This is a genomic window from Streptomyces lasalocidi (genome assembly GCF_005280215.1).
Lineage (GTDB): Bacteria > Actinomycetota > Actinomycetes > Streptomycetales > Streptomycetaceae > Streptomyces > Streptomyces longwoodensis.
Window position 1 is genome coordinate 7,668,480 of sequence record NZ_SZNQ01000001.1, and the last position, 23,932, is coordinate 7,692,411.

The following is a 23,932-nucleotide window of genomic DNA, read 5'->3' on the forward strand; positions in this document are numbered from 1 at the left end:
GGCGGGGGAGGGGAAGCCGTGAGCGCGGACACCGTGGTCGGGCGCCTGTTCGTCGAGGCGCTCAACGCGGGGCTCGCCAGGGCGAGGGCGGCGTCGCGGGTTCCCGTCGGCACCGCCGGGCCCACGGCCGCCGCCCGGTTGCCCGCCGATCCGTTCGCGACCGCGGTCCTGGTCTCCTTCGACGCGGCGCTGCCCTCCGCGCTCGCCCCCCGGGACCGCCGGGACGCCGCCCTGCAGGCGGCGATGCGGCGACGGGGGCGGCAGATCGTGACCGGCGCGCTGGCCGCCGCCCGGCAGCCGGCCCGGCGTCCGCCCCTGCCGGAGGAGCCGAGCGAGCTGGCCTCGGCGCACGAGTCGCTGGTGCGCACCCTGCTGCTGGAGTGCGCGGCGCTGACGGTGTGCGACAAGAAGCGCTTCCCGGCGGGGACGGTGCCGCCGGCCGACCTGGTGAGGGAACTGGGCCGCTCGACGCGAACGGCCCGCCACGCCCCCCGCGCTGCCTGACGACGCGGAACCGTCCCGTGCGCGGCGGCGAGCGGGACGGCGCTGGCCGCCAGTACGGCCGCCAGTACGGAAAAGCCGTGGGGCCGGTCGTGCGGAGCTGTTCGGCTCCGCACGACCGGCCCACGGCTACGGTCAGGGCCGGCGCGCCTAGGGGGTGTCTTGCCGATCAGGCCGGGCTCGCGGCGTCTGGCACCGCGCCTCGCCGCGTTGTCGTCAGTCGCCGATGCGCCGCATCGACTCCCTCCTCCGCCTTGCGATGCACGGCACCAGACGCCGCTCCCTGATCCGGCCCGATCGACAAGACACCCCCTAGCGGTACGACGCGATCAGCCGGGAGAGATGGATCCCGGCCACCTCCAGCGGCCGGCTGCTGCGGGAGACCTGGGCGGCCAGTTCGGCGCCCTCCAGCGTGCTGATCACCGTGTGGGCGAGGTCACGGGCGTCGCTCTCACGGACACCGCACTGCAGGAGCCGGTCGAACACCACGCCGCGCCAGCGGGCGAAGGCGTCCGCCGCGGCGGACTGGATGTCGGGCAGGCGGCCGACGGTGCCCAGGGCGGTGGTCGTGATCGGACAGCCGTCGAGCCAGTCGGACAGCCGCAGGCTGTCGGCCATGCTCCGGCAGAGCACCACGATCGCGCGGGCCGGGTCCGGGTCGCTGTACAGTGCGGCCCGTAGCTGCTCCACGAATTCCTGGTCCCCGCGGCTGATGGCCGCGAGAGCAAGCTCCTGCTTGCCGCCCGGGAAGAAGTGATACACAGAACCGAGGGTGGCCTGGGCCTCCTGCGAGATCTGCTTGATGCCCGTGCCGTCGTAACCCTGTCGCTGCATGAGAAGTGACGCCGCCCGGATGATGCGCTCGCGCGTCGCGGGCAGGGACTCCGGGGCGGCTGCCGATCGATTGGGGTCGTCCGGTGGCTTCATCTTCACCTTCCCCATCCTACCAGTAGAGCGTTCTTTTCAGTCAGGGGCAACTTCCGGCCGGTCGACAGCCGCGCCGCCGGGAACCTCCGGCACGGCCCGCCCGCTCAGACCAGTGCGACCGCCTGCTGCGCGGCACGCAGCCCCGTCTCCACCGCGCCCTCGATGAAGGCCCCGTTCCACCCGGAGGCGATGTCGGCACCGGCGAACAGCACCCGGCCGTACGGCTGTTGCAGCGCCGGCAGCTGGCGCAGCAGCTGGGTCGGACGGCGCAGGCCCCACCCGCCGCGGGACCAGCGGTCGGCGCCCCACTGCTGTGCGCGGTACGTGACGATGGTGGCGCCCGGTATGTACGTGCGCACCGCGGCCTGGACCGCCGCCTTGTCCGTCACGTTCAGGGACGACCCGGCGAACCCGATCATCAACCGGCCGCCACCGGGCAGCTGCTGCTGCGGGATCATCAGCGGCAGGGCGGAGTTCTCGGTGCCCTGCGCGTAGACGGCGTCCACGTCCCCGCTCAGGTGGATCCAGAGCTTGGTGGCCAGGGAGACGCCCACGCCCTCCGTGGTCGCGGCCGTGTGCGCGGCCGGCAGGCCCGGGCTGAACTGGATGGTCTTCCAGACGTTCACCGGCGTCGCCACCACCACGGTGCGCGCCTTCACCACCTGGCCGCTGGTCAGCCGCACCTGGACGCCGGTCGACGTGCTGCTCACCGCGGAGACCGGCGAGGACAGCTGCAGGTTGATGCCGGGGGTGGCCAGCATCTTCTGCAGCAGTTCGGTCATTCCGCCGGCGGGCTTGAAGGCGGTCTGCTTCTCCCAGCCCTCCATGGTCCAGCCGCCGAGGGCCCACCACTGCGCCATCGACGTCATGGCACGGGCGTTGTTCTCGTTGCCGGTGTAGGCCGTGAAGTACCCGGCGAGCCACTGCTTGTCGAGCGAGGACATCGACAGCTGCGCGATGCGGTCGGTGAAGGACAGCTGGTCCTGCTGCTGCAGGAGGTCCGCCCGGTACAGCGGGTCGTACGGGTGGGCGAAGTACTGCTGCGAGCCGTCGTAGAACTGCTCGAAGAGGCCGCCCAGCTGGGCGTTGGCGTCCGTCGGGCTCAGCGCCTGGAAGCCGTTGGAGGCCGGCATGAGCGACTGCGTCGGGACCACGTCGCCGACGTTGGTCAGCCCGTAGCGCTGCATCTCCTGGGCGACGAGCTGGTGGTCGGGGCTCAGCCAGCCACCGCCCAGTTCGATCCGCGCCCCGGACATGGTGTCGGTCCATATGCGCCCGCCGATGCGGTTGCGGGCCTCCAGGACCGTCACCCTCAGTCCCCGGGCGGCCAGTTCACGGGCGGCGGTGCCGCCGGCGTACCCCGCGCCGATCACGACCACGTCGGTGGACGTCTCCGTCAAGGCGTGTGCGGTGGAGCCGGTGTACGGAAGTGTGCCGACCGCACCGGCCAGCGCGGTCGTGCCCGCCGCCTTGAGGAACAGACGGCGTCCGGGCGACGCGGCGGCGTGCCGAGGTGCGGGAATCGGACGTGAACTCATCGGCGAACCTTCTCTTTTCATACAGATCGACCGCTCGTGCAGCAGCGGGAGGTGGCTTGTTTCGGCCAGGACCAGCTAACCGGATGGGTGGCCGAAACCGGTCACCCGGCGGTAATTGGATGGTTTACCTCCGTCCCCGGTGGGGCATGGACGCTTCCCTTCCGGCACCCCCACGGCCGGCCCCGCCGCAACACGCGGGCCGGCCCGCTGAGACACACGGACCGGCCCCTGCAACACGCCGGCCGGCGCCCCGAGGGCGCCGGCCGGGTCGAACACGTCGCGCGGATCAGGGGGCTGGGAAATGCCCCGTCCGCACGAAGTACCGCACGTAGCGGGCGAACAACTCCTCGTCGACCGGCGGGCAGACGATGCCGCTGCCCGTCAACGCCGCCTCGGTCTCCGTGGTGTCCATCGGCGGGTAGAACCGGTCCGTGTCGCCGGTCATCATCTCGAAGGCGTGCAGCAGCGGCAGCAGCGCGTTGCCGCGGTCCTCCTGGACCCGCCGTCGCCAGTCCTCCCAGTCCGTCTCCTCCAGCGCGTAGCCCAGCGCCCGCAGCCGCCGGACGCACTCGCGCAGACTCACCGAGCTGTCGTTGAACAGGTGGAAGGTGCCGCCCGCGGACCCCGGCTGTCCCGACACGCGGACGATCGCGGCGCTCACGTAGTCCACCGGAAGCAGGTGGAACCTGCCGTCCACGTCCGCGGGCACCACACCCGCCTGGATCAGTCCCTTCATGCTCAGCCACACGAAGTCGTTCGTCTGGCAGGCCCCGTTGACCTGGTCGCCGGAGACGACGTCGACCCGGTAGACGGAGACCGGCAGGCCACGTGCGGCGGCCTCGGTGGTCAACTGCTCGGCGACCCACTTGCTCTGCACATAGCCGCTGGGCAGCCGCTGCGCCGGACCGGTCGGATCGGTCACCCGGAGCGGCCGGCCGTCCTCGGCCCCGTCGGCGAACACCCCGACGGTCGACACGTAGTGGACGGGCACGCTGCGATGGCGCGCGGCCAGCCTCAGCACTTCCTCGGTGCCCCGCACGTTGGCCGCGCGCAACGTCTCGTAGGGGTGCAGCCAGTGGACCCGGGCGCCGTTGTGGTAGACCGCGTCCATGGTGGCGGCCAGCGCGTCGAAGTCCTCCTCGGACAGCCCCAGTCGGGGCTGTCCGAGATCACCGACCACCACCGCGAGCCGGCCGGGGTCGACGTCCTCCCACACCGCGTACCGGACCAGGTTCTCCCGCAGTCGCTCCAGCGCCGCGGCCTCGTCGGCCGCCCGCACCAGGCAGTGCACCGTGGCCCTGGTGGTGCGCATCAGATCCCGCAGCAGGAACGCGCCGAGGAACCCGGTCGCCCCCGTCAGCAGTACCCGCTGCGGATCGGTCGCGCACCGCACCACCTCACGCGCCGGGCGCACGTCCTGCGCGAGCTCCGTCTCCTTCGCGAAGTCGACGGCGCCCGGCCCGGCCGCCGCGCCGGCCCCGTCCCCCGTCAGCGTGGTCAGCAGAAATCCGGCGAGCGCCGCCGGGGTGGGATGGTCGAAGACCAGGGTGGCGGGCAGGCGTACGCCGGCGAGAGCACCGACGCGGTTGCGCAGTTCCACGGCGGTGAGCGAGTCGAACCCCAGCTGCTGGAAGGGGCGGTCGGCCGCGACGCCCTCGGCGTCGACGTGCCCGAGCACACCGGCGACCTCCGCCTTCACGGCCTCGGTGACGATCCGCAGCCGGTCCTCCGCCGTGAGTCCGGCAAGTCGCGCCGCGAGCGGCTCGTCCGCCTCGGTGTCCTGGGCGGCACGGCGGCGGGTTCCGGGGACCAGCGCCCGGAACAGGTGCGGGACCTCGGCTTGTTCGCGCACCGCGGCCACGTCCAGCGGCGAGGCCACCAGCGTCGGCCTGCCGAGGCCCAGCGCCAGGTCGAGGACGGCCGTGCCGGACGCGTCGGTCACCGGACGGAAGCCGCTGCGGGCGATGCGCCGCAGGTCCGTCTCGCTCAGATCGGCGGACATGCCGCCGTCCTGGGCCCACAGACCCCACGCGATCGAGGTGGCGGGCAGCCCGCGGGCCGCCCGCAGCTCGGCCAGCCCGTCGAGGAAGGAGTTGGCCGCCGCGTACGTGGACTGACCGGGGCCGCCGACGACGCCCGCGACCGAGGAGAACAGCACGAACGCCGCGAGGTCCAGGCCGGCGGTCAGTTCGTGCAGGTGCCAGGCCGCGTCGGCCTTCGGCCGCAGCACGGCCGCCATCCGCTCCGGCGTCTGGGCCCCGACCAGGCCGTCGTCGCGCATACCGGCCAGATGGATCACACCGGTCAGCGGGTGCTCCTCCGGTATGCCCGCCAGCAGCGCGGCCACCTGGTCCCGGTCTCCCACATCGCACACCGCGATGGTGACCTGCGCCCCCAGTTCCTTGAGTTCGGCGGTCAGTTCGCCCGCGCCGGGCGCCTGCTCACCGCGCCGGCTGACCAGCAGCAACTGCTGCACACGGTGCCGGTGGACCAGGTGCCGGGCGAACAGGGCGCCCAGGGCTCCGGTGCCGCCGGTGATCAGCACCGTGCCGTTCGGGCCGAGCCCCGGCGCCGTGGCGGTCGCAACGGCCGGGGCGGGCCGCAACCGGGGCAGGTACAGCCGTCCCTCACGCACCGCCGCCTGCGGCTCGCCCGAGGCCGTTACCGTCTCCACGGCCGCCGTCGGATCGGCGTCGTCGGTGTCGACCAGCAGGATCCGGCCCGGCGCCTCCGACTGCGCCGACCGCAGCAGGCCCCAGACCGCGCGGGCGGCGGGATCGCACGCGTCCTCGGGCCGTACCCGGACCGCGTCGCGCGTCACGACCACCAACGGGACGTCGGAGAGCCGTTCCTCGGCCAGGTGGCGCCGTACTGTCTCCAGCACCTCGGCCGTCGCACGGTGCACCGCCGCCATGTCGTCGGCGCGCGGCGGCCGGTGCACCAGCACCAGCGCGTCCAGCGGCGCACCGGCGAGCGCGGTCGCCGCGTCCTCGGCACCGGCGAACCGGGGGCCGTGCACGTCCGCGGGCGCCGTACCGAGCACCCCGCACCGCACCGGCCGGCGGCGCGGTGTACCGGTCGGGACGCTCCAGTCGACCTGGAACAGGCTGTCGGCGGGCCGCTCCGCCGCCTCGGTGATCTCGCCCGGCGTCAGCGGGCGGAGCGTGACGGCGTCGATCGAGGCGACGGGCAGCCCGGCGCGGTCGGTCAGCGCCAAGGACAGCGCGCCGTCACCGGCCACGGCCAGCCGTGCCCGTACGGCGGCCGCCCCGCGCGCCAGGAGCCGCACCCCCCGCCACCGGGTCACGGTCTGCGGCACACCCTCCGCACCGCCGTGCACGACGGCGTGCCCGGCGTGCACGGCGGCGTCGAGCAGCGCCGGGTGCAGCAGGTACTCCGCGGCCTGTGCCGCCGTGGCCGCCGGCAGCGCGGCCTCGGCGTACACCGCGTCGTTGCCCCGCCAGACCGCGCTCACCTCCTGGAACACCGGGCCGTACCACCCGTCACCGGGCGCCAGCAGGGCCCGCGCGTCCGTGGGGTCGACCCGTTCCGTGCCGGCCGGCGGCCACGGCGCCGGGCCGTCGCCCGGGCCGAGCGGTGCGGCGCCGAGCCGGCCGTGGGCGTACCGCGTCCACGGCGCGTCCGAGCCGTCGGGCCGGGCGTGCACGGTGACGGCACGTCCCCCGGGCCGCTCGCTGCCCACCCGGACCTGGACCTGCAGTCCGGCCCGCTCGGGGAGCACCAGCGGCGGCCCCGTCTCCAGCTCCTCCAGGACGGTGCAGCCCAGCTCGTCACCGGCGCGTACCGCAAGCTCCACCAGCACTGACGACGGCAGCACGGCCAGGCCGTCCACGGTGTGCCGCGCCGGCCACGGCCGCACGTGCGGCGAGAGCCGGCCGGTGAACAGCACCTCGTCGGAGCCCGCCGGGTGCACCGCGGCGCCCAGGAGCGGGTGCTCGCCGGGGCGCAGCCCCAGACCGGCCGGGTCCTGCCCGCTCTGCTTCTGCGGCTCCACCCAGTAGCGGCGGCGCTCGAAGGCGTACGTCGGCAGCGGCATCCGTCGCGCGCCGGTGCCGGCGAAGAAGGCCGCCCAGTCCACCGGTACGCCCCGGACGTGGAGCCGGGCCAGGCCCGCGGTCAGGGTCTCCGCCTCGCCGTGCTCGTGCCGCAGCAGCGCCAGCGCGGTCAGGCCGTCGTCGGTCTGCGCGGCGAGCGGCGCGAGCACCGCGTCGGGCCCCAGTTCGACCACGGTGGCGGCTCCCTCGGCGCGCAGCGCGCTCACCGCGTCGGCGTACCGGACCGTACCGCGCAACTGCGCCGTCCAGTAGCCGGGCTCACGCAGTTCGTCACCGCGGGCCGCCGCACCGGTGAGCGTGGAGACCACCGGGATGCGCGGGGCGTGGTAGGTCACGCGGGCGGCAGCCTCGTGGAAGTCGTCCAGGACGGCGTCCATGTGGGGGGAGTGGAAGGCGTGGCTGACGTCCAGGACGCGGGTGCGCCGGCCGGCTGCGGCCAGTACGGCGCGCACCTCGGCGGCGGCGTCCGCGTCCCCGGCGATCACGACCGAGCCGGGAGCGTTGACCGCCGCGAGCGCCAGCCCCGGCCGCCCGGCGAGGAGTTCGGCGACCTCCGTCTCCTCGGCCTGCACCGCCACCATGACCCCGCCGCGCGGCGCGGACTGCATCAGCCTGCCGCGGGCCGCGACCAGCGTCGCGGCGTCCGCCAGGTCGAGGACGCCCGCGACATGGGCGGCGGCCAGTTCGCCCACCGAGTGCCCCGCCACCAGGTCGGGCCGGACGCCGAACGACTCCAGCAGCCGGTACAGGGCCACCTCGACCGCGAACAGGGCGGGCTGGGCGTTGACGGTGTCCGTCAGTCCCCGGCCGTCGCGTATCGACTCCGCCACCGGCTGCGCGAGATGCGGGTCCAGGGCGGCGGCCACCTCGTCGAACGCGGCGGCGTAGGCGGGGAAGGCGGCGTACAGCTCCCGGCCCATGCCCGCACGTTGGGCTCCCTGCCCGGTGAAGACGTAGGCCAGCCGGCCGTGGTCCCGGCTGCCGCGCAGGAGGCGTGGGTCCTGACCGCCCGACGCCAGCGCGGTGAGTCCGGCCACCAGGTCCTCACGCCCGGCCCCGACGACCGCCGCGCGGTGGTCGTGCGCGGTGCGGGTGGTGGCGAGCGAGTGGGCGAGGTCGAGGTCGCGGGCGGGGTGGTCCCCAAGGTGCGCGAGGAGGCGTTCGGCCTGGGCGCGCAGGGCGGTCTCGGTCTTGGCGGACACCAGCCAGGGCAGGACCGGCGGCGCGCTCGCCCCGGTGTCGTCGTCACCGGCCGCGGTCGTGGGCGAGTCGGGTGCCTGTTCCAGGATCACGTGCGCGTTGGTCCCGCTCACCCCGAACGCCGATACCGCGGCGCGGCGCGGACGTTGGGTGTCGGGCCAGTCGCGGGGCTCGGTCAGCAGCCGCACGGCGCCGGAGTCCCAGTCGACCATGGGGGTGGGGCGGTCGATGTGCAGGGTGCGCGGGAGCACGCCGTGGCGCATCGCCTCGACCATCTTGATGACACCGCCGACACCCGCGGCCGCGACCGTGTGCCCGATGTTGGACTTGAGCGAGCCGAGGTGGAGGGGCCGGCCGGCGGGGCGGTGCTGTCCGTAGGTGTTGAGGAGGGCCTGGGCTTCGATGGGGTCGCCGAGGCGGGTTCCGGTGCCGTGGGCTTCGACGGCGTCGATGTCGTCGGGTGTGAGTCCGGCGTCGGTGAGTGCTTGGCGGATGACGCGTTCCTGGGCGGGTCCGTTGGGTGCGGTCAGGCCGTTGCTGGCGCCGTCCTGGTTGACGGCGGAGCCGCGCAGGAGGGCGAGGACGGGGTGGCCGTTGCGTCGTGCGTCGCTGAGGCGTTCCAGTACGAGGAGGCCGACGCCCTCGGACCAGGAGGTGCCGTCGGCTGCGGCGGCGAAGGACTTGATGCGTCCGTCGGGCGCCAGCCCCCGCAACCGGGAGAAGTCGACGAACCCGCTCGGGGTCGCCGTGACCGTCGCTCCGCCGGCCAGGGCCAGCGTGCACTCCCCGGACCGCAGCGAGCGTACGGCCAGGTGCATCGCCACCAGGGAGGAGGAGCAGGCGGTGTCCACGGAGACGGCCGGCCCCTCGAAGCCGAACGTGTACGCCACCCGGCCGGACGCGACGCTGGACAGCTTGCCCGTGAGCAGATGGCCCTCCAGCTCCTGCGGGCCCTCGAGCCCCAGGTAGCTCTGCTCGATCACGCCGGCGAACACGCCGGTGGGGCTGCCCTGCAGGGTCGCCGCATCGATGCCGGCGTCCTCCAGCGCCTCCCAGGCCGTCTCCAGCAGCAGGCGCTGCTGCGGGTCCATGGCCTGGGCCTCACGGGGCGAGACACCGAAGAAGGGCGCGTCGAACAGGGCCGCGTCGTGCAGGAAGCCCGCTTCCTTGGTGTACGTGGTGCCGGGCCGGTCGGGGTCGGGGTCCCAGAGGCGGTCCAGGTCCCAGCCCCGGTCGGGGGGAAACGGCGAGATGCCGTCCACGCCGTCGGCGACCAGCCGCCACAGGTCGGCCGGGGAGGCGACGCCGCCGGGGAAGCGGCAGGCCATCCCGACGATGGCGACGGGTTCACCCGCGTCCGCCTCCAGTTCGGCGATGCGCCGGCGGGCCTTTTGCAGGTCGGCGGTGACCCACCTGAGATAGTCGACGAGTTTCTGTTCACTGGGCTCGTGGGACATGCGTGATCGATTCTTCTCGGCGGACGTGGGGGGCGGGCTCGGGACGCGGTCAGTGCGCGGACCGGCCGAGCTGGGAGTCGATGAAGGAGAAGAGCTCGTCGGCGGAGGCCGTCTCGATCGCCGCCCCGGCCTGCGGGGCGTCAGCCGGGTGGTCCGCGGGGGCGGCCGCGGTTCCGTCATGACGGGAGCTTCCGGCGCCGGCCCGGCTGCCCGCGGAGGCGTCCAGTGAGGCAGCGAGGGCCCTCAGGCGTTCGGCGATCTCCACCCGCCGCGGGGCTTCCCCGGGCGGCGCGGCCAGCAGCGACTCCAGGTGGTCCAAGCCGGCCTCCAGCGCCACGGCCGCGCCGTCGTCCTGTGCCGCCGTCAGTTCCAGCAGCCGGGCGGCGAGCGCGGCCGGCGTCGGGCGGTCGAAGACGGTGGTGGCCGGCAGCGGGATCCCGGCCGTGGCGCTGAGCCGGTCGCGCAGCTCGACCGCCGTGACCGAGTCGAACCCCAGCTCCTGGAACGGCCGTTCCGGTGAGACGCCCTCCACCGACGCATGACCGAGCACTGCGGCCACCTCGGTGCGGACCAGGTCCAGCGCCACCCGCTCGCGCTCCGCTTCCGGCAGCGCGGCCAGACCGCCGCCCGCCTGCCGAGCGGCGCCGGGGGCGGCCGGCGGCCGTACCGGACGGTCCGGGTCCGCCGCGGACCGCAGCGGTGACGTCCCCAGCGGGGCGCGGAACTCCTCGGCCGGTACGTCGTCGTAGCGGACCGCGTCCACCGATGCCACGAGCGCGCCCGTGGGATCGGTGAGCCGGAGGGAGACTGCGCCCGTCTCCTCCACAACGGCTCGAGCACGTACGGCGGTTGCCCGTGCGGCGTGCAGCCGCACGCCCTGCCAGGCGACCGGCGCCGCGACCCGGTCCGGGGCGGACTGCTGCGGCACGGACCGCAGGGCGGCGTCGAGCAGGTACGGATGGATGCCGTACCACTCGGCCTCCTCGGCCCGGTCGTCGGGCAGCAGGATCTCCCGCCCGCCGGGCGCGTCGGCCCGGGGTGCGGCTGCAGGCGCGTCCGGCAGCAGGACCCCCTCGGCGTGCAGGGTCCACGGCGTGTCGTCCGTCGCGGCGGCCGCCGGGCGGGAGTGCACGGTCAGACCGCGTCCGCCGTCCCGCCCCGGCCGGCCGGCCCGCACCTGGACCTCCACCGCTCCCTGGGCCGGCAGCACGAGGGGTGAGCGCAGGCTCAGCTCGCCGATGCCGGCGCAGCCCGTCTCGTCGGCGACGCGCAGAGCCAGCTCGACCAGTGCGGTGGCGGCGACGACGTCCGCGCCGAACACCTCGTGCCGGTACGGCGACGGGCTCGCGCCCGCCGAGATCCGCCGGGTGTACAGCACCTCGTCGTGCCCGGCGACGGCGGTCGCCGGCCCCAGCAGCGGGTGACCCGGCCCCACCGCGGCGGGCCCGGCGCCGGACACCGGCTCCAGCCAGTGCCGTTCACCGTCGAAGGCGTACGTCGGCAGGTCCACCGTCCGCGCCCCGGTGCCGTCGAACACGGCCGCCCAGTCCACGGCGGCCCCCCGGACGTACAGCTCGGCCAGCGCGGACAGCAGGGTCTGCGTCTCGGGCCGGCCCCGGCGCAGCGAGGCCGCCGTCGCCCTGCCCTCGCGCTCGCTCAGGCAGTCGGCCGCCATGGCGGCGCAGACGTTGTCCGGTCCCACCTCCAAGAAGGAGGTGACGCCCGCCGACTCCAGCGTGCGCACCGCGTCCAGGAAGCGCACGGGCCGGCTGATCTGCTCCACCCAGTACTCGGGCGACGACCACTGCCCCGGGGCGACGGCCTGTCCGCTCACCGTGGAGACGGCCGCGATGTCCGGCTCCCGGTAGGTCAGCCCGGCGGCGACCCGGCGGAAGTCGTCCAGGACGCCGTCCATGTGCGGCGAGTGGAAGGCATGACTGACGGTCAGCCGAGTGGTCCGGTGACCGGCCGCGCCGAGCCGTCGCGCCACCTGGCCGGCGGCGTCGGCGTCCCCGGCCAGGACGACGGCACGCGGCCCGTTCACGGCGGCGACGGCGAGGTGGTCCTCGTGCTCCGCGACGAGGGCGGCGACCTCCTCCTCGCTCGCCTGTACGGCGATCATCGCGCCGCCGGCGGGGGCGCTCTGCATGAGCCGGCCCCGGGCGGCGACCAGGGCCGCGGCGTCGGCGAGGTCGAGGACCCCTGCGACATGGGCGGCGGCGAGTTCGCCGATGGAGTGGCCGGCCACGAAGTCGGGGGCCACGCCGAACGACTCCAGCAGACGGTGGAGGGCGACCTCGACCGCGAACAGCGCGGGCTGGGTGATCGCCGTCTCGTCGAGGCGGTCTCCGGTGCGCAGGGCCTCGCTCAGCGAGTGACCCAGGTGCGGTTCGAACGCGGCCGCCACGGCGTCGAAGGCGCGGGCGTAGACGGGGAAGGTCTCGTGCAACTCCCGGCCCATGCCGACGCGCTGCGCGCCCTGACCGGTGAAGAGGAGGGCGGTGCGGCCGGGGGCCGCCTCGGCCCGGCTGACACCGGGCGCCGTGCCGCCCGCCGCCAGCGCCCGCGCACCCGCCACCAGGGCGTCGCGGTCCGCCGCCAGCACCACCGCCCGGTGCCGGAAGACGGTGCGGGTGGTGGCGAGCGAGTGGGCGAGGTCGAGGTCGCGGGCAGGGTGGTCCTGGACATGTGCGAGGAGGCGTTCGGCCTGGCCGCGCAGGGCGGTCTCGGTCTTGGCGGACAGCAGCCAGGGCAGGACGGGAGGCGCGGGCCTCGGGGCCGCGGTGACGGCCGTCGTCGTGGACGCCGGCTCCCGCACCGCGCCGGGCCCGCTCTCGTCGGCGGGTGCCTGTTCCAGGATCACGTGTGCGTTGGTCCCGCCGAAGCCGAAGGAGGACACGGCGGCGCGGCGCGGGCGTTGGGTGTCGGGCCAGTCGCGGGGCTCGGTCAGCAGCCGCACGGCGCCGGAGTCCCAGTCGACCATGGGGGTGGGGCGGTCGACGTGCAGGGTGCGGGGGAGCACGCCGTGGCGCATCGCCTCGACCATCTTGATGACACCGCCCACACCCGCGGCGGCCTGCGCGTGTCCGATGTTGGACTTGAGCGAGCCGAGGTGGAGGGGCCGGCCGGTGGGGCGGTGCTGTCCGTAGGTGTTGAGGAGGGCCTGGGCTTCGATGGGGTCGCCGAGGCGGGTTCCGGTGCCGTGGGCTTCGACGGCGTCGATGTCGTCGGGTGTGAGTCCGGCGTCGGTGAGTGCTTGGCGGATGACGCGTTCCTGGGCGGGTCCGTTGGGTGCGGTCAGGCCGTTGCTGGCGCCGTCCTGGTTGACGGCGGAGCCGCGCAGGAGGGCGAGGACGGGGTGGCCGTTGCGCCGTGCGTCGCTGAGGCGTTCCAGTACGAGGAGGCCGACGCCCTCGGACCAGGAGGTGCCGTCGGCTGCGGCGGCGAAGGACTTGATGCGTCCGTCCGGCGCCAGCCCCCGCAACCGGGAGAACTCGGTGAACGCCACGGGTGTCGCCATCACGGTCGCACCGCCGGCCAGAGCCAGCGTGCACTCACCCGCGCGCAGTGCCCGTGCGGCCAGGTGCATCGCCACCAGGGAGGAGGAGCAGGCGGTGTCCACGGAGACGGCCGGCCCCTCGAAGCCGAACGTGTACGACAGACGGCCCGCGGCGATACTGCCGGCGCTCCCGCTGAACAGGTACCCCTCCGTGTTCCGCGCCGGCAGGCCGGGCCGGGAGCCGTAGTCGTTGTACATCACTCCCGTGAACACGGCCGTGGCGCTGCCGTGGAGGTCGCGCGGGGCGATACCGGCCCGCTCCAGCGCCTCCCACGCCGTCTGCAGCAGCAGGCGCTGCTGCGGATCGGTCGTCAGCGCCTCGCGGGGCGACATGTCGAAGAAGGCGGGGTCGAAACGGTCCGCGTCGTGCAGGAACCCGCCCTCACGGCTGTAACTGGTGCCCAGCCGCCCGGGATCCGGGTCATGGAGCGTCTCCAGGTCCCAGCCCCGGTTGTCCGGGAACGGCGTCACCGCGTCCACGCCCTCGGTGACCAGCCGCCACAGGTCGGCGGGAGAGGCGACGTCGCCCGGGTAACGGCACGCCATCGAGACGACGGCGATCGGCTCCCGCTGTCTGTCCTCGACCTCGCGCAACCGCTCACGGGCCTCACTGGCCTCCACGATGGCTCGCTTGAGGTAGTCGCGGAGTCTTTCCTCGCCCGCCATGGTGTTCAGCTCCCCGAGGTGAAGTGAGTGTTCCAGCGCCGTTCGAAAGGAAGCCGGATCGCATTTCCCGGCCGCTCGTGCCGTCGCACACGACAATCCGTGCGCCGGTCCGCGTACGTCTTTTGTGGCGGACCGGCTGCCGATCCTAATGATCGTCCGATCACGCGCCGGTAATTCCACGGGACATGAGGACGGACGGGCGTCGATTACCTGACAGTGGACGTCCGGTTGTCAGCCTCTCGTTAGCGTTCGGCGGGAGCAGCGGAATCAGACGGAGCCCGGCCATCGCGGGAAAGAAGGAGACAGCGAACATGGCGCAACTCACGCAGGACGTGGAAAAGCACACCGCTCTCTACGTCGAGGCGTTCAATGCCGGTGACGCGGACGCAGTCAATGCCATGTACACCGAAGAGGCCGTCGCCGTCTGGGAACCGGGGACGCCGCTGACCGGCCAGGCCCGTATCGACTCGGTCCGGGAGTTCCTCGCCCGCGGACCGCGGATGACGGCCGTGCCGCGGCAGTCGTTCGTCACGGAGGACACCGCCCTGCTGGTCGTGGACTGGTCCATCGACACCACCGGCGACGACGGCAACCCCGAGCACCTCGAGGGCGTGGGCCTGGACGTGCTGCGCCGCGGAGCGGACGGCAACTGGCGGTACGCCATCGACGACCCCTACGGCCAGCAGAAGTGAGCCGTACCGCCCGGCACATCGACCCGTCAACGCAACCGGAGGTTCCCCAGCCATGACGTTCACCGTCGACATCGACTTCGACAAGCCGGACCTCACCGACGACACCGACACGCAGAACGAGATCTTCCTGCAGGTGTTCAACTCGGGCGACGGAGAACTGTTCGACCGGCTCTACCGCCCGGACGCCATCTCGAACTTCTCGGGCGAGCCCCTCACCGGCGAGGCCCGGAAGCAGTTCTTCAAGGACTTCCTCGCCACCAAGCCCAAGCTGCAGGCCGAGGTCACCCACTCCTGGGTGGCCGGCGACGTGGCGCTGATCGGCGTGCGCTTCGTCATCGACGGCACCGACGCCGACGGCCGGCCGATGCACCTCGAGGGCACCTGCACGGACGTACTGCGCCGGGTCGAGGACGGCAGGTGGCTCATGGCCGTCGACCGGCCCGTCGACGGGGGACTGGTCGCCGACTGACCGTCCCCGCGCACACCGCCCCCGGCCCGGATCCCCCCTGGGCCGGGGGCATCGCACGCCCGGCCGCGGCCCCGCACCGCGCGGGTGGGCGGCCCGTTGCCGCGGAATGGACGGCCGATTCCACCCCCGGAATAGGGTGAATCCGCTCCGCGAAGGGGCGATTTCCCGCCCGCGGAAAAAAGAACTCGCTATGGAGGCAGAATGAGCCCGCTCGGCACGGAAGCACGGCACGTCCTCGAGGCGGTGCAGGAAGCGGTGCCCACGCTGCGCCGGAACGGAATGGAAACCGAAAAGCAGCGCTGGCTCGTCGACGAGAACATCGAGCTGCTGGAGAAGGCCGGCGTTTTCCGCACCGCGGTTCCCGAGCGGTTCGGCGGGCTGGACCTGCCCGTGGCCGAACAGGCGGAGATCCTCCACGCGATCTCACGGGGCTGCGGCTCGACGGGCTGGGTGTCCATGGTGTGGATCTCCAGCGCCTGGATCGTCAGCCTCTACCCCGACCGCGCCCAGGAGGAGGTCTTCGCGGGCGGCTCGGTACGCGTCTCCGGCGGCTTCACCCCGACCGGCACGCTCACCCCGGTGGAGGGCGGCTACCGGCTCAGCGGCAGCTGGCGGTTCAACACCGGTGTCCCCGGGGCGCAGTGGAACATCGCCGCCGCCATGGTCGAGCACGCGGACGGCCGGCAGGAGGAGCTCTTCGCGCTGGTGCCCGCCGAGGACGTCACGATCGCGGACGACTGGGACGTGTTCGGTGCCTCGGGCACCGGCAGCGCCACCTCCACGGTGAAGGACGCGTTCGTCCCGGCGCACCGCGTGGTCGACGCCTCCGTCTACGACGCCGCCACCGGCGACCGCTGGAACGCGGAGGCCAAGGGCCGCAACTACAGCCTGCTCAGCTACGTCCTGGCCACCTGCGCCCCGGTGTACCTGGGCATCGCCCGCTCCGCCCTCGACCTGTTCCTCGAGCGGGTCGCCGGCAAGCCCATCACCTACACCAACTGGGCCGACCAGCGGGAACACCCCTACACCCAGATCACGGTGGCGCGCGCGGCGAACCAGATCGCCGCCTGCGAGGCGCTGTCCCAGGACTGGCTGCGGGTCGTGCAGGAGCGCGCCGACCGCGGCGAGCAGCTGACCGTCGCGGAGAAGGCGACGCTACGCGGACAGGTCGGCTACGTCGTCGAGGCCACCAAGGACGCGGTGCAGATGCTGTTCGACATCAGCTCGGCCTCCACCATCCTGCGCAGCAACCATTTCCAGCGCGCGTTCCGCGACATCTCGGCGCTGTCCCTGCACGGACTGCTGACCCCCACCAGCTCCCTCGAAGCACACGGTCGTGTCCTGCTCGCCCTCGAACCCGGTACCGACTACATCTGAGCCGTCCCCTGGAGGCCGACAATGGGCACCATCTCTGAGGCTCCCGCGCTGTTCGACTCCGCGTACTACCGCGATCCGTACGCGGTGTACGACTGGCTGCGCGTGCACGACCCGGTCCATCGCTTCCGGTTTCCCGTCGGTGACGTGCCGATGGTGTTCCTGTCCCGCTACGACGACGTCAAGGCTCTCCTCAGCGATCAGCGCTTCAGCAATGACGGGGAGGCGTACGGCAGCGAGGACTTCCGCCGCTCCGGCATGATCTTCGGCGCCGGGACGCTGATCGGCCGTATCCTCACCGTGCTCGACCCGCCCGACCACACCCGGGTGCGACGGCTGGCGATGGGCGCGTTCACCCCGCGCCGGGTGGCGGCCTGGAAGGAGCCGGTGGACCGGATCGTCGGCGAGTGCCTGGCACGTCTGGAGAAGTCCGACAGCCCCGACGTCATGGACTACGCCGGCCGCATTCCCGCCGATGTCACGGGCGAGATCCTCGGGTTCCCGCTCAAGCGGTTCGGCGAGATGCTCGACGCCATCGAGCGCGCGTTCCACGCCGACCCCGACAACCCCGACCACGAGGCCGTGGTGGCCGCCGCGTTCGAGGAACTCGTGGACTACGGCCGTGAGCTGATCGTCGAGAAGCGCCGCAACCCCGGCGACGACCTCACCTCCCACTTCGTCCACGCCAGGGACGGGGAGGACCAGCTGACGGAGGACGAGCTGGTCTCGCTGGTGGCCGTGATGATCATGGCGGGGATCGACACCACCCGTAATCTGATCGGCTCGGCGGTCCTCGCCCTGCTGGACCACCCCGACCAGCTGGGACTGCTGCGCGGGCACCCCGAGCACACGCCGACGGCGGTCGAGGAGTTCCTGCGCTACGACGGCGCCTTCTGCGTCGGCCTGTTCCGGCTGGCGAAGGAGGACCTGGAGATCGGGGGAGTGCCGGTACCCGCCGGGACCCCCGTCGTGGCCGGCCTCCAGTCGGCCAACAACGACCCGGAGAAGTACGCCGATCCCCGGCGCCTGGACATCACCCGCACCGGACAGCGGCACCTGGCCCTGGGCCACGGACTGCACAACTGCATGGGCGCGGCGCTGGCCCGCATGGAGACCGGCGTCGCGGTCCCGGCGCTGCTGGAGCGGTTCCCCAGGATGCGGCTGGCGGTGCCCCGCGAGAAGGTCCTCTTCGAGGAGAACTGGCTGCTGCGCAGCCTGCCGTCCCTGCCGGTGACACTGTGAGCGGGCCGGGGCCGGGCGTGTCCGGTCCGCGCGGGACCGAGGGGCGGGGCGCACCCCTGCTCCTGTCGATCGACGCGACGGTGTGCACCGGAGCGGGAACCTGCGAGGCGATGCACCCGGACCTGTTCCGGGTCGGACCCGAGGGCCACGCGGTGGTGAGCCGAACGGAACTGACGGATCCTCAGGACATCGAGGCCGCGACCGGCGTCCTGGACGTCTGTCCGACGGAAGCGGTCCGGCTCACCCGGTCCGACGCGTCCGAGCGGGAGGTGGGGGCGCCGTAGCCGCACGGCTCCACGCGCCGCGAGAGGCGCCGTACGCACCGCCGGCACACCACGGCGACGCTTACGGCGCCCTTGCGCGTCCCTCGGCAGGCCCGGCCGGCCCCCGCCTGCTGACCGTCCGTCACCCACCGCGTCCTTTCCGGCTCTGCGAGGCCCACCCGTCATCCCTCGACACCGGCGGGTCCTTCCGCGACGGCCGTTCACCGTCCTCGGTCAACGCCAAGGCCCTCCTGGCCCGGACGCCGGCGCTGTGGCCGTCACCCGGGCCAGGAGGGCCCGTTGCCGCGGAAGTCAGGCGGACGCCTGGGACGTCACGCGGACTTCCTCAGCAGCTCGACGATGCTCGAGAAGCTGTCGGCCGCGTGCCCGGCGTCCATCGCGCGGCGGAACAGGTCCACCACCGCGGACTGGAACGAGGTGTCCACACCGGCGTCCCCGATGGTGTGCTTGACGTGCTCGACGCTCGCCAGGCCCATCGCCAGCCGGTCCACGTCGCCCTCGTGGTTGCCGGCGTCGATCCGCTCGGCGTAGAAGCCGAGGAAGTGCGGCATGGCGAGCATCGTGTCGTTGGCGTGGGACAGGATGTCCGCCGCCTTCAGCCCGTTCGCCTCGGCCAGGGCGATCGCCTGCCAGTAGCTGAGCATGGACGGCCAGAACATGGCCATGCCGATCTGGTACATGAGGGCCGCGAGCCCCGGCTCCTCGCCGCGGAAGTCGGTGCCGGTGAGCACCTCCAGGCTGCCGCGGTGCCGGTCGAAGGCGGCACGGGGGCCACTGTAGAACGTCTTCGACTCGGGCTTGCCGATGCCCGCGGGCGGAACGGTCACTCCACCGGTGAGGTGCACGCCACCGCGCTCGGTGATCCAGCGGGAGCCGGCCCGCGTCTTCTCCGGGGTGTCGGAGCTGAGGTTCACGAACACGTGGCCCTTCAGCACGTCGGCCGCCGGCTCCAGGACGGCGTACATGGCGTCGTAGTCGGTCAGGCTGAGGACCACCAGCTCGTTGGCCTGGACGGCGTCCTCGACGCTCTTGGCCAGAACAGCGCCACGGGCCACCAGGGCGTCGGCCCGGGAAGCGGTGCGGTTCCAGAGGGTGACCTCATGTCCGTTGTCGAGGAAGGCGTCGGCCATCGCCTGTCCCATGGGGCCGAGCCCGATGACGGTGACGGACTGGTTGCTGCTCATGGTCGGAGGACCTCCGTTGGTCTGCTGGCATCGCTGCTGGAACGAGCGCTCTAACGGCGCAGGAAGAACGTAGCACAGTTCTAGTACGAACGCTCTATTTAGTCGGAAGCTCCGCGTACTCGGCTATGGGCCAGGCCGCCGCACCATGCTTTGCGTACCGGTGTATTGACTGCCCGTCACGGTCTCCCTAAGGTCCTGGACGAATTCACGAACAGCGTTCGGTATATCGACCACACCCAACGGACTCCACCCCCGACCCCCAGGAGACCGCCCCATGTCGGTGACAACGCCCCCCACCTGGCGGGACAGGCCGCTCGTCCTGCTCGCCCTCGCGCTGGCCCTGGTCAGCGCCGTGCTCGCCGCCCAGACCTCCGCGAGCACCAGCGCCGCAGCCGCCGGCTCGCAGCCCTGCGACCTGTACGCCGCGGGCGGCACCCCCTGCGTCGCCGCGCACAGCACCACCCGCGCCCTGTACTCGGCGTACAACAGCCGCCTGTACCAGGTGAAACGCGCCTCCGACGGCGCCACCCGGGACATCGGCGTGCTCAGCGCGGGCGGCTACGCCGACGCCGCCGCACAGGACGCGTTCTGCGCCGGCACCGGCTGTCTGATCACCGTCATCTACGACCAGTCCGGCCGCGGCAACCACCTCACCCAGGCCCCGCCCGGAGGCTTCCAGGGCCCGGCCGCCGGAGGCTACGACAACCTCGCCGAGGCCTCCGCCGCACCCGTGACCGTGGGCGGCCACAAGGCCTACGGCGTCTTCGTCGCGCCCGGCACCGGGTACCGCGACAACAGCACCAACGGCATCGCGACCGGTGACCAGCCCGAGGGCATGTACGCCGTCCTCGACGGCACCCACTACAACGGCGGCTGCTGCTTCGACTACGGCAACGCCGAGACCAACAGCCGCGACAACGGCAACGGCACCATGGAGACCATCTACTTCGGCAACAGCAAGACCTGGGGCTACGGCTCCGGCAACGGCCCCTGGGTCATGGCCGACCTCGAGAACGGCCTGTTCTCCGGCGTCAACCGCGGCTACAACGCGGGCAATCCCAGCGTCAGCCACCGCTTCCTGACCGCCGCCGTCAAGGGCGGCCCGAACCACTGGGCCATCCGCTCCGGCAACGCCCAGTCGGGCGGCCTCGCCACCGCCTACGATGGACCGCGCCCCAACGCCACCGGCTACAACCCGATGAAGAAGGAAGGGGCGATCATCCTCGGCATCGGCGGCGACAACAGCAACGGATCGGCCGGCACCTTCTACGAAGGCGTTCTGACCTCCGGCTTCCCCACCGACGCCACCGAGAACGCCGTCCAGTCCAACATCAACGCGGCCGGCTACGCCCCGTCCCCCGTGGCGGGCGCGCCCACCGTCGGCTCGCGCGTCTCCCTGCGGGCCACCACCTCCTGCTGCACCGCCGACTACCTGCGGCACAACACCGCCGACAGCAACGCCGTCATCGCGGCGACGTCCTCGTCCAGTCCGGCCGCCGACCGGGCCGCCGCCACCTGGACCGTGCGGGCGGGGCTGGGCGACGCCTCCTGCGTGTCGTTCGAGTCCGCCGACAAGCCGGGCCAGTACCTGCGCCACTACGACTTCCGGCTGCGGGTCGACACCGTGGACACCGCGCTGGCCCGGCTGGACGCCACCTTCTGCCCGCAGGCCGCCCACAACGGCCAGGGCGTCTCACTGCGGTCCGCCAACTACCCCGCCGACTTCGTCCGCCACTACTCCTACGCCGCCTACGTGGCCTCGCACGGCGGCACCCACGCCTGGGACAGCGCCACCTCCTGGGCCGACGACACGAGCTGGGTCGTGACCTCCCCCTTGGCCTGACCCCTCAGCCCCAACCCCTCAGTCCCGACGCCTGACGGGCACGACGGCTGTGCCACCCGCCCCGGGTGGCACAGCCGTCGCCCGTCGCCCGGTCAGCGCCAGCCGAGTCCCGGCGCCACGTGCTCCAGGATGCTGCCGATCACGTGCGCGTTGTAGTCGACACCCAGCTGGTTCGGCACGGTGAGCAACAGGGTGTCGGCCGCGGCGACCGCCTCGTCCCGGGCCAGCTGCTCGACGAGCACGTCGGGCTCGGCGGCGTAGGACCGGCCGAAGACGGCGCGGGTGGTCGGGTCGATGTAGCCGATCTGGTCCTGCGAGTTCCGCTCCCGCCCGAAGTAGGCGCGGTCCCGGTCGTCGACGAGGGCGAAGATGCTGCGGCTGACCGACACCCGCGGCTCACGGGTGTGGCCCGCGGCCCGCCAGGCCTCCCGGTACGCCTCGATCTGCTTGCGCTGCTGGACGTGCAGCGGTTCGCCGCTCTCGTCGTCCTTGAGCGTCGAGCTCTGCAGGTTCATCCCCAGCCCGGCCGCCCACACCGCGGTCGCGTTGGAGCTGGATCCCCACCAGATCCGCTCCCGCAGGCCCTCGGAGTACGGCTCGAGGCGGAGCATCCCCGGCGGGTTCGCGAACATGGGACTGGGGTGGGGCTCCGCGATCCCCTCGCCCTCCAGCACCTCCAGCAGCCGCTCGGCGTGCGCCCGGGCCAGGTCGGCGTCGGTGCCGCCCTCCGGTGGCCGGTGGCCGAAGTGCCGCCAGCCGTCGAGCGCCTGCTCCGGGGAGCCCCTGCTGATGCCCAGCTGCAGGCGGCCGCCGGAGATCAGGTCCGCGGCCCCCGCGTCCTCGGCCATGTACAGGGGGTTCTCGTAGCGCATGTCGATCACCCCCGTGCCGATCTCGATGCGCTCGGTGCGGGCGCCGATCGCCGCGAGCAGGGGGAACGGGGAGGCGTGCTGCCGCGCGAAGTGGTGGACCCGGAAGTAGGCGCCGTCGGCCCCCAGCTCCTCCGCCGCGACCGCCAGGTCGATCGCCTGGAGCAGCGAGTCCGCCGCGGAGCGGGTCCGGGAGTGGGGAGAGGGCGTCCAGTGCCCGAAGGACAGGAACCCGATCTTTTTCATGCCTGCTACAACCACCGTGCGCGCCGTTCATTCCGTGTGCGCGCGGGTCACCCGAACGGCTGACCCGCGCGGCGCGACCCGGGTGCCGCTGCGCACGGTGGACCCAGGCGGACGCGCGACCGGGCCCGCGCCCGACGGCCGCGAGGAGACGCGAGGAGACGCGAGAAGACCCGAGGAGACCCGAGGAGAGGGGACGGTCACGGTGGCGAACGACCTCACCGGTGCCGGCAGGGCGGACGACGCCGTCGCGCACTGGCTGTTCGGCGACCAGCTCGGTCCGCATTTCCTCGCCCCGGGCGGGGACGGCCCCGCGCACGGCGCGCCCGTGGTGATGATCGAGGCCCGCTCGGTGCTGCGGCGGCGCCGCTTCCACCGGGCCAAGGCCCACCTGGTGCTGTCCGCGATGCGGCACCGGGCCGCCGAGCTGGGCGACCGGGTGCGCTACGTCCGCGCCGAGACCTACCGGGAGGGCCTGCGCGAGGCCGTCGGCGGGGCCCCCGTCACCGTGCACCACCCCACCTCCTGGGCGGCGCTGCGCCTCGTGCGCTCGCTGGAGCAGGTGCGGGTGCTGCCGGCCCGCGGGTTCCTGATGCCGCAGGACGCCTTCCTCGCCTGGGCGGACGGGCACACCGGCCGGCTGCGGCAGGAGGACTTCTACCACTGGGTGCGCCGCGCACACGACCTCCTCATGGACGGCGGCGCCCCGGCCGGCGGCCGGTTCAACCACGACCACGACAACCGCGAGCCCCCGCCGAGAGGCGCCCGCACCCTCGGCGCGCCCCGGCCCTACCGGCCCCGCGAGGACGACGTCGACGCGGAGGTCCGCGCCGACCTCGACCGCCTCGAACGCGACCACGGCGTCCGCTTCGTCGGCCGCGACGGGCCCCGGCTCTTCCCCGCCACCCGGCGCGAGGCGCTCGCGGCCCTGCGGCGCTTCGTCGACCACCGGCTCGCCGGGTTCGGCCCGCACGAGGACGCCGTGCTCGCCGGCGACCCCGTGATGAGCCACAGCCTGCTGTCGTCCTCCCTCAACCTGGGCCTGCTCGACCCGCTGGAGGTCGTCACCGCGGCCGAGGAGGCCTGGCGGGCCGGGAAGGTCCCGGTGAACAGCGTCGAGGGGTTCGTCCGGCAGGTCGCCGGCTGGCGCGAGTACGTGTGGCAGCTCTACTGGTACTTCGGGGACGACTACCGCCGGCGCAACGCCCTCGGCCACCACGCCCCGCTGCCCCCGTGGTTCCTGGAGCTGGACGCCGACGCCGTCACCGCCCGCTGCCTCGCCACCGTCCTCGCCCAGGTGCGCGACACCGGCTGGACGCACCACATCCCGCGCCTGATGGTGCTCGGCAGCCACGCCCTCCAGCGCGGCTGGGACCCGCGGGCGGTCACCGACTGGTTCCACCGCTGCTTCGTCGACGGCTACGACTGGGTCATGCTGCCCAACGTCACCGGCATGTCCCAGTACGCCGACGGCGGCCTGATGACCACCAAGCCGTACACCTCGGGCGGGGCCTACATCCACCGCATGAGCGACCTGTGCGGCGGCTGCGCCTACCGGCCGGGCGACCGCGTCGGGCACCGGGCCTGCCCCTTCACCACCGGGTACTGGGCCTTCAGCCACCGCCACCGCGCCCTGCTCGCCGGGAACCGGCGCACCTCCCGGGCGGTGCAGGGCCTGGACCGGCTCGGCGACCTGGAGGAGGTGCTGGAGACCGACCGGCGCTGGGACGAGCGGCCACCGTGACCCCGGCTCCCGCAGGCGCGGCCGGGGGAGACCTCCTTACCCTGGGAGGGACCCGGGCGGACGC

At 73.3% G+C, this 23,932-nt stretch carries 13 protein-coding genes and 1 pseudogene; 8 read left to right on the forward strand and 6 right to left on the reverse strand.

What is annotated here, in order from left to right; genetic code table 11:
• Positions 1 to 18: 18 nt before the first annotated feature.
• Positions 19 to 504: a hypothetical protein gene (locus E4U91_RS34445; RefSeq protein ID WP_137310425.1), complete on the forward strand. Its 486-nt coding sequence runs from the start codon at positions 19 to 21 to the stop codon at positions 502 to 504.
• Positions 505 to 813: 309 nt separating this feature from the next.
• Here E4U91_RS34445 and E4U91_RS34450 read toward each other — a convergent pair whose 3' ends face one another.
• From E4U91_RS34450 to E4U91_RS34465, 4 genes and pseudogenes are all read right to left on the reverse strand, one after another.
• Entirely contained in the window at positions 814 to 1,428 is a 615-nt protein-coding gene (locus E4U91_RS34450; protein ID WP_137311160.1) for a TetR/AcrR family transcriptional regulator, read from the reverse strand.
• A 104-nt stretch (positions 1,429 to 1,532) separates the two neighbouring features.
• Positions 1,533 to 2,966 (reverse strand): flavin monoamine oxidase family protein, encoded by a 1,434-nt coding sequence (locus E4U91_RS34455; protein ID WP_137310426.1) that lies wholly within the window; start codon positions 2,964 to 2,966, stop codon positions 1,533 to 1,535.
• 286 nt (positions 2,967 to 3,252) lie between these two features.
• The gene (locus E4U91_RS34460) at positions 3,253 to 9,699 is read right to left on the reverse strand and encodes a type I polyketide synthase (RefSeq protein WP_137310427.1); all 6,447 of its coding nucleotides are present in this window, start codon (positions 9,697 to 9,699) and stop codon (positions 3,253 to 3,255) included.
• A gap of 49 nt (positions 9,700 to 9,748) precedes the next feature.
• Positions 9,749 to 13,924: pseudogene (locus E4U91_RS34465) on the reverse strand (type I polyketide synthase); the annotation flags it as partial.
• Between the two features lie 311 nt (positions 13,925 to 14,235).
• Between E4U91_RS34465 and E4U91_RS34470 the strand changes: the two are divergent.
• The 5 genes from E4U91_RS34470 (at position 14,236) to E4U91_RS34490 (ending at position 17,985) form a co-directional block, all read left to right on the forward strand.
• Positions 14,236 to 14,616: a YybH family protein gene (locus E4U91_RS34470; protein ID WP_137310429.1), complete on the forward strand. Its 381-nt coding sequence runs from the start codon at positions 14,236 to 14,238 to the stop codon at positions 14,614 to 14,616.
• A 52-nt stretch (positions 14,617 to 14,668) separates the two neighbouring features.
• A complete protein-coding gene (locus E4U91_RS34475; protein ID WP_137310430.1) occupies positions 14,669 to 15,085 on the forward strand; it encodes a YybH family protein in 417 nt (138 codons plus the stop codon).
• 201 nt (positions 15,086 to 15,286) lie between these two features.
• Positions 15,287 to 16,462 (forward strand): acyl-CoA dehydrogenase family protein, encoded by a 1,176-nt coding sequence (locus E4U91_RS34480; RefSeq protein ID WP_137310431.1) that lies wholly within the window; start codon positions 15,287 to 15,289, stop codon positions 16,460 to 16,462.
• Between the two features lie 21 nt (positions 16,463 to 16,483).
• On the forward strand, positions 16,484 to 17,701 hold the full coding sequence (locus E4U91_RS34485; RefSeq protein ID WP_137310432.1) for a cytochrome P450 family protein: 1,218 nt from the start codon (positions 16,484 to 16,486) through the stop codon (positions 17,699 to 17,701).
• 17 nt (positions 17,702 to 17,718) lie between these two features.
• Positions 17,719 to 17,985: a ferredoxin gene (locus E4U91_RS34490; protein ID WP_137310433.1), complete on the forward strand. Its 267-nt coding sequence runs from the start codon at positions 17,719 to 17,721 to the stop codon at positions 17,983 to 17,985.
• A 311-nt stretch (positions 17,986 to 18,296) separates the two neighbouring features.
• Here the strand turns inward: E4U91_RS34490 and E4U91_RS34495 are convergent, their stop codons facing one another.
• The gene (locus E4U91_RS34495; RefSeq protein ID WP_137310434.1) at positions 18,297 to 19,169 is read right to left on the reverse strand and encodes an NAD(P)-dependent oxidoreductase; all 873 of its coding nucleotides are present in this window, start codon (positions 19,167 to 19,169) and stop codon (positions 18,297 to 18,299) included.
• Positions 19,170 to 19,443: 274 nt separating this feature from the next.
• Between E4U91_RS34495 and E4U91_RS34500 the strand changes: the two genes are divergently transcribed.
• On the forward strand, positions 19,444 to 21,012 hold the full coding sequence (locus E4U91_RS34500) for an alpha-L-arabinofuranosidase B (RefSeq protein WP_137310435.1): 1,569 nt from the start codon (positions 19,444 to 19,446) through the stop codon (positions 21,010 to 21,012).
• A 92-nt stretch (positions 21,013 to 21,104) separates the two neighbouring features.
• Here E4U91_RS34500 and E4U91_RS34505 read toward each other — a convergent pair whose 3' ends face one another.
• The gene (locus E4U91_RS34505) at positions 21,105 to 22,127 is read right to left on the reverse strand and encodes an LLM class flavin-dependent oxidoreductase (RefSeq protein ID WP_137310436.1); all 1,023 of its coding nucleotides are present in this window, start codon (positions 22,125 to 22,127) and stop codon (positions 21,105 to 21,107) included.
• On the opposite strand from E4U91_RS34505, the gene E4U91_RS34510 reads away from it, so the two are divergent.
• Positions 22,126 to 23,868: a cryptochrome/photolyase family protein gene (locus E4U91_RS34510; RefSeq protein ID WP_241678789.1), complete on the forward strand. Its 1,743-nt coding sequence runs from the start codon at positions 22,126 to 22,128 to the stop codon at positions 23,866 to 23,868. The two genes, E4U91_RS34505 and E4U91_RS34510, sit on opposite strands and share 2 nt — an antisense overlap.
• The last annotated feature ends 64 nt before the right edge of the window (positions 23,869 to 23,932 follow it).

Bases quoted from the DNA above. Each gene is read 5' to 3' on its own strand.
- E4U91_RS34450 (WP_137311160.1), bottom strand. From the start codon at position 1,428: ATGAAGCCACCGGACGACCCCAATCGATCGGCAGCCGCCCCGGAGTCC.
- E4U91_RS34455 (WP_137310426.1), bottom strand. From the start codon at position 2,966: ATGAGTTCACGTCCGATTCCCGCACCTCGGCACGCCGCCGCGTCGCCC.
- E4U91_RS34460 (WP_137310427.1), bottom strand. From the start codon at position 9,699: ATGTCCCACGAGCCCAGTGAACAGAAACTCGTCGACTATCTCAGGTGG.
- E4U91_RS34470 (WP_137310429.1), top strand. From the start codon at position 14,236: ATGGCGCAACTCACGCAGGACGTGGAAAAGCACACCGCTCTCTACGTC.
- E4U91_RS34475 (WP_137310430.1), top strand. From the start codon at position 14,669: ATGACGTTCACCGTCGACATCGACTTCGACAAGCCGGACCTCACCGAC.
- E4U91_RS34480 (WP_137310431.1), top strand. From the start codon at position 15,287: ATGAGCCCGCTCGGCACGGAAGCACGGCACGTCCTCGAGGCGGTGCAG.
- E4U91_RS34485 (WP_137310432.1), top strand. From the start codon at position 16,484: ATGGGCACCATCTCTGAGGCTCCCGCGCTGTTCGACTCCGCGTACTAC.
- E4U91_RS34495 (WP_137310434.1), bottom strand. From the start codon at position 19,169: ATGAGCAGCAACCAGTCCGTCACCGTCATCGGGCTCGGCCCCATGGGA.
- E4U91_RS34500 (WP_137310435.1), top strand. From the start codon at position 19,444: ATGTCGGTGACAACGCCCCCCACCTGGCGGGACAGGCCGCTCGTCCTG.
- E4U91_RS34510 (WP_241678789.1), top strand. From the start codon at position 22,126: ATGCCTGCTACAACCACCGTGCGCGCCGTTCATTCCGTGTGCGCGCGG.
- E4U91_RS34505 (WP_137310436.1), bottom strand. From the start codon at position 22,127: ATGAAAAAGATCGGGTTCCTGTCCTTCGGGCACTGGACGCCCTCTCCC.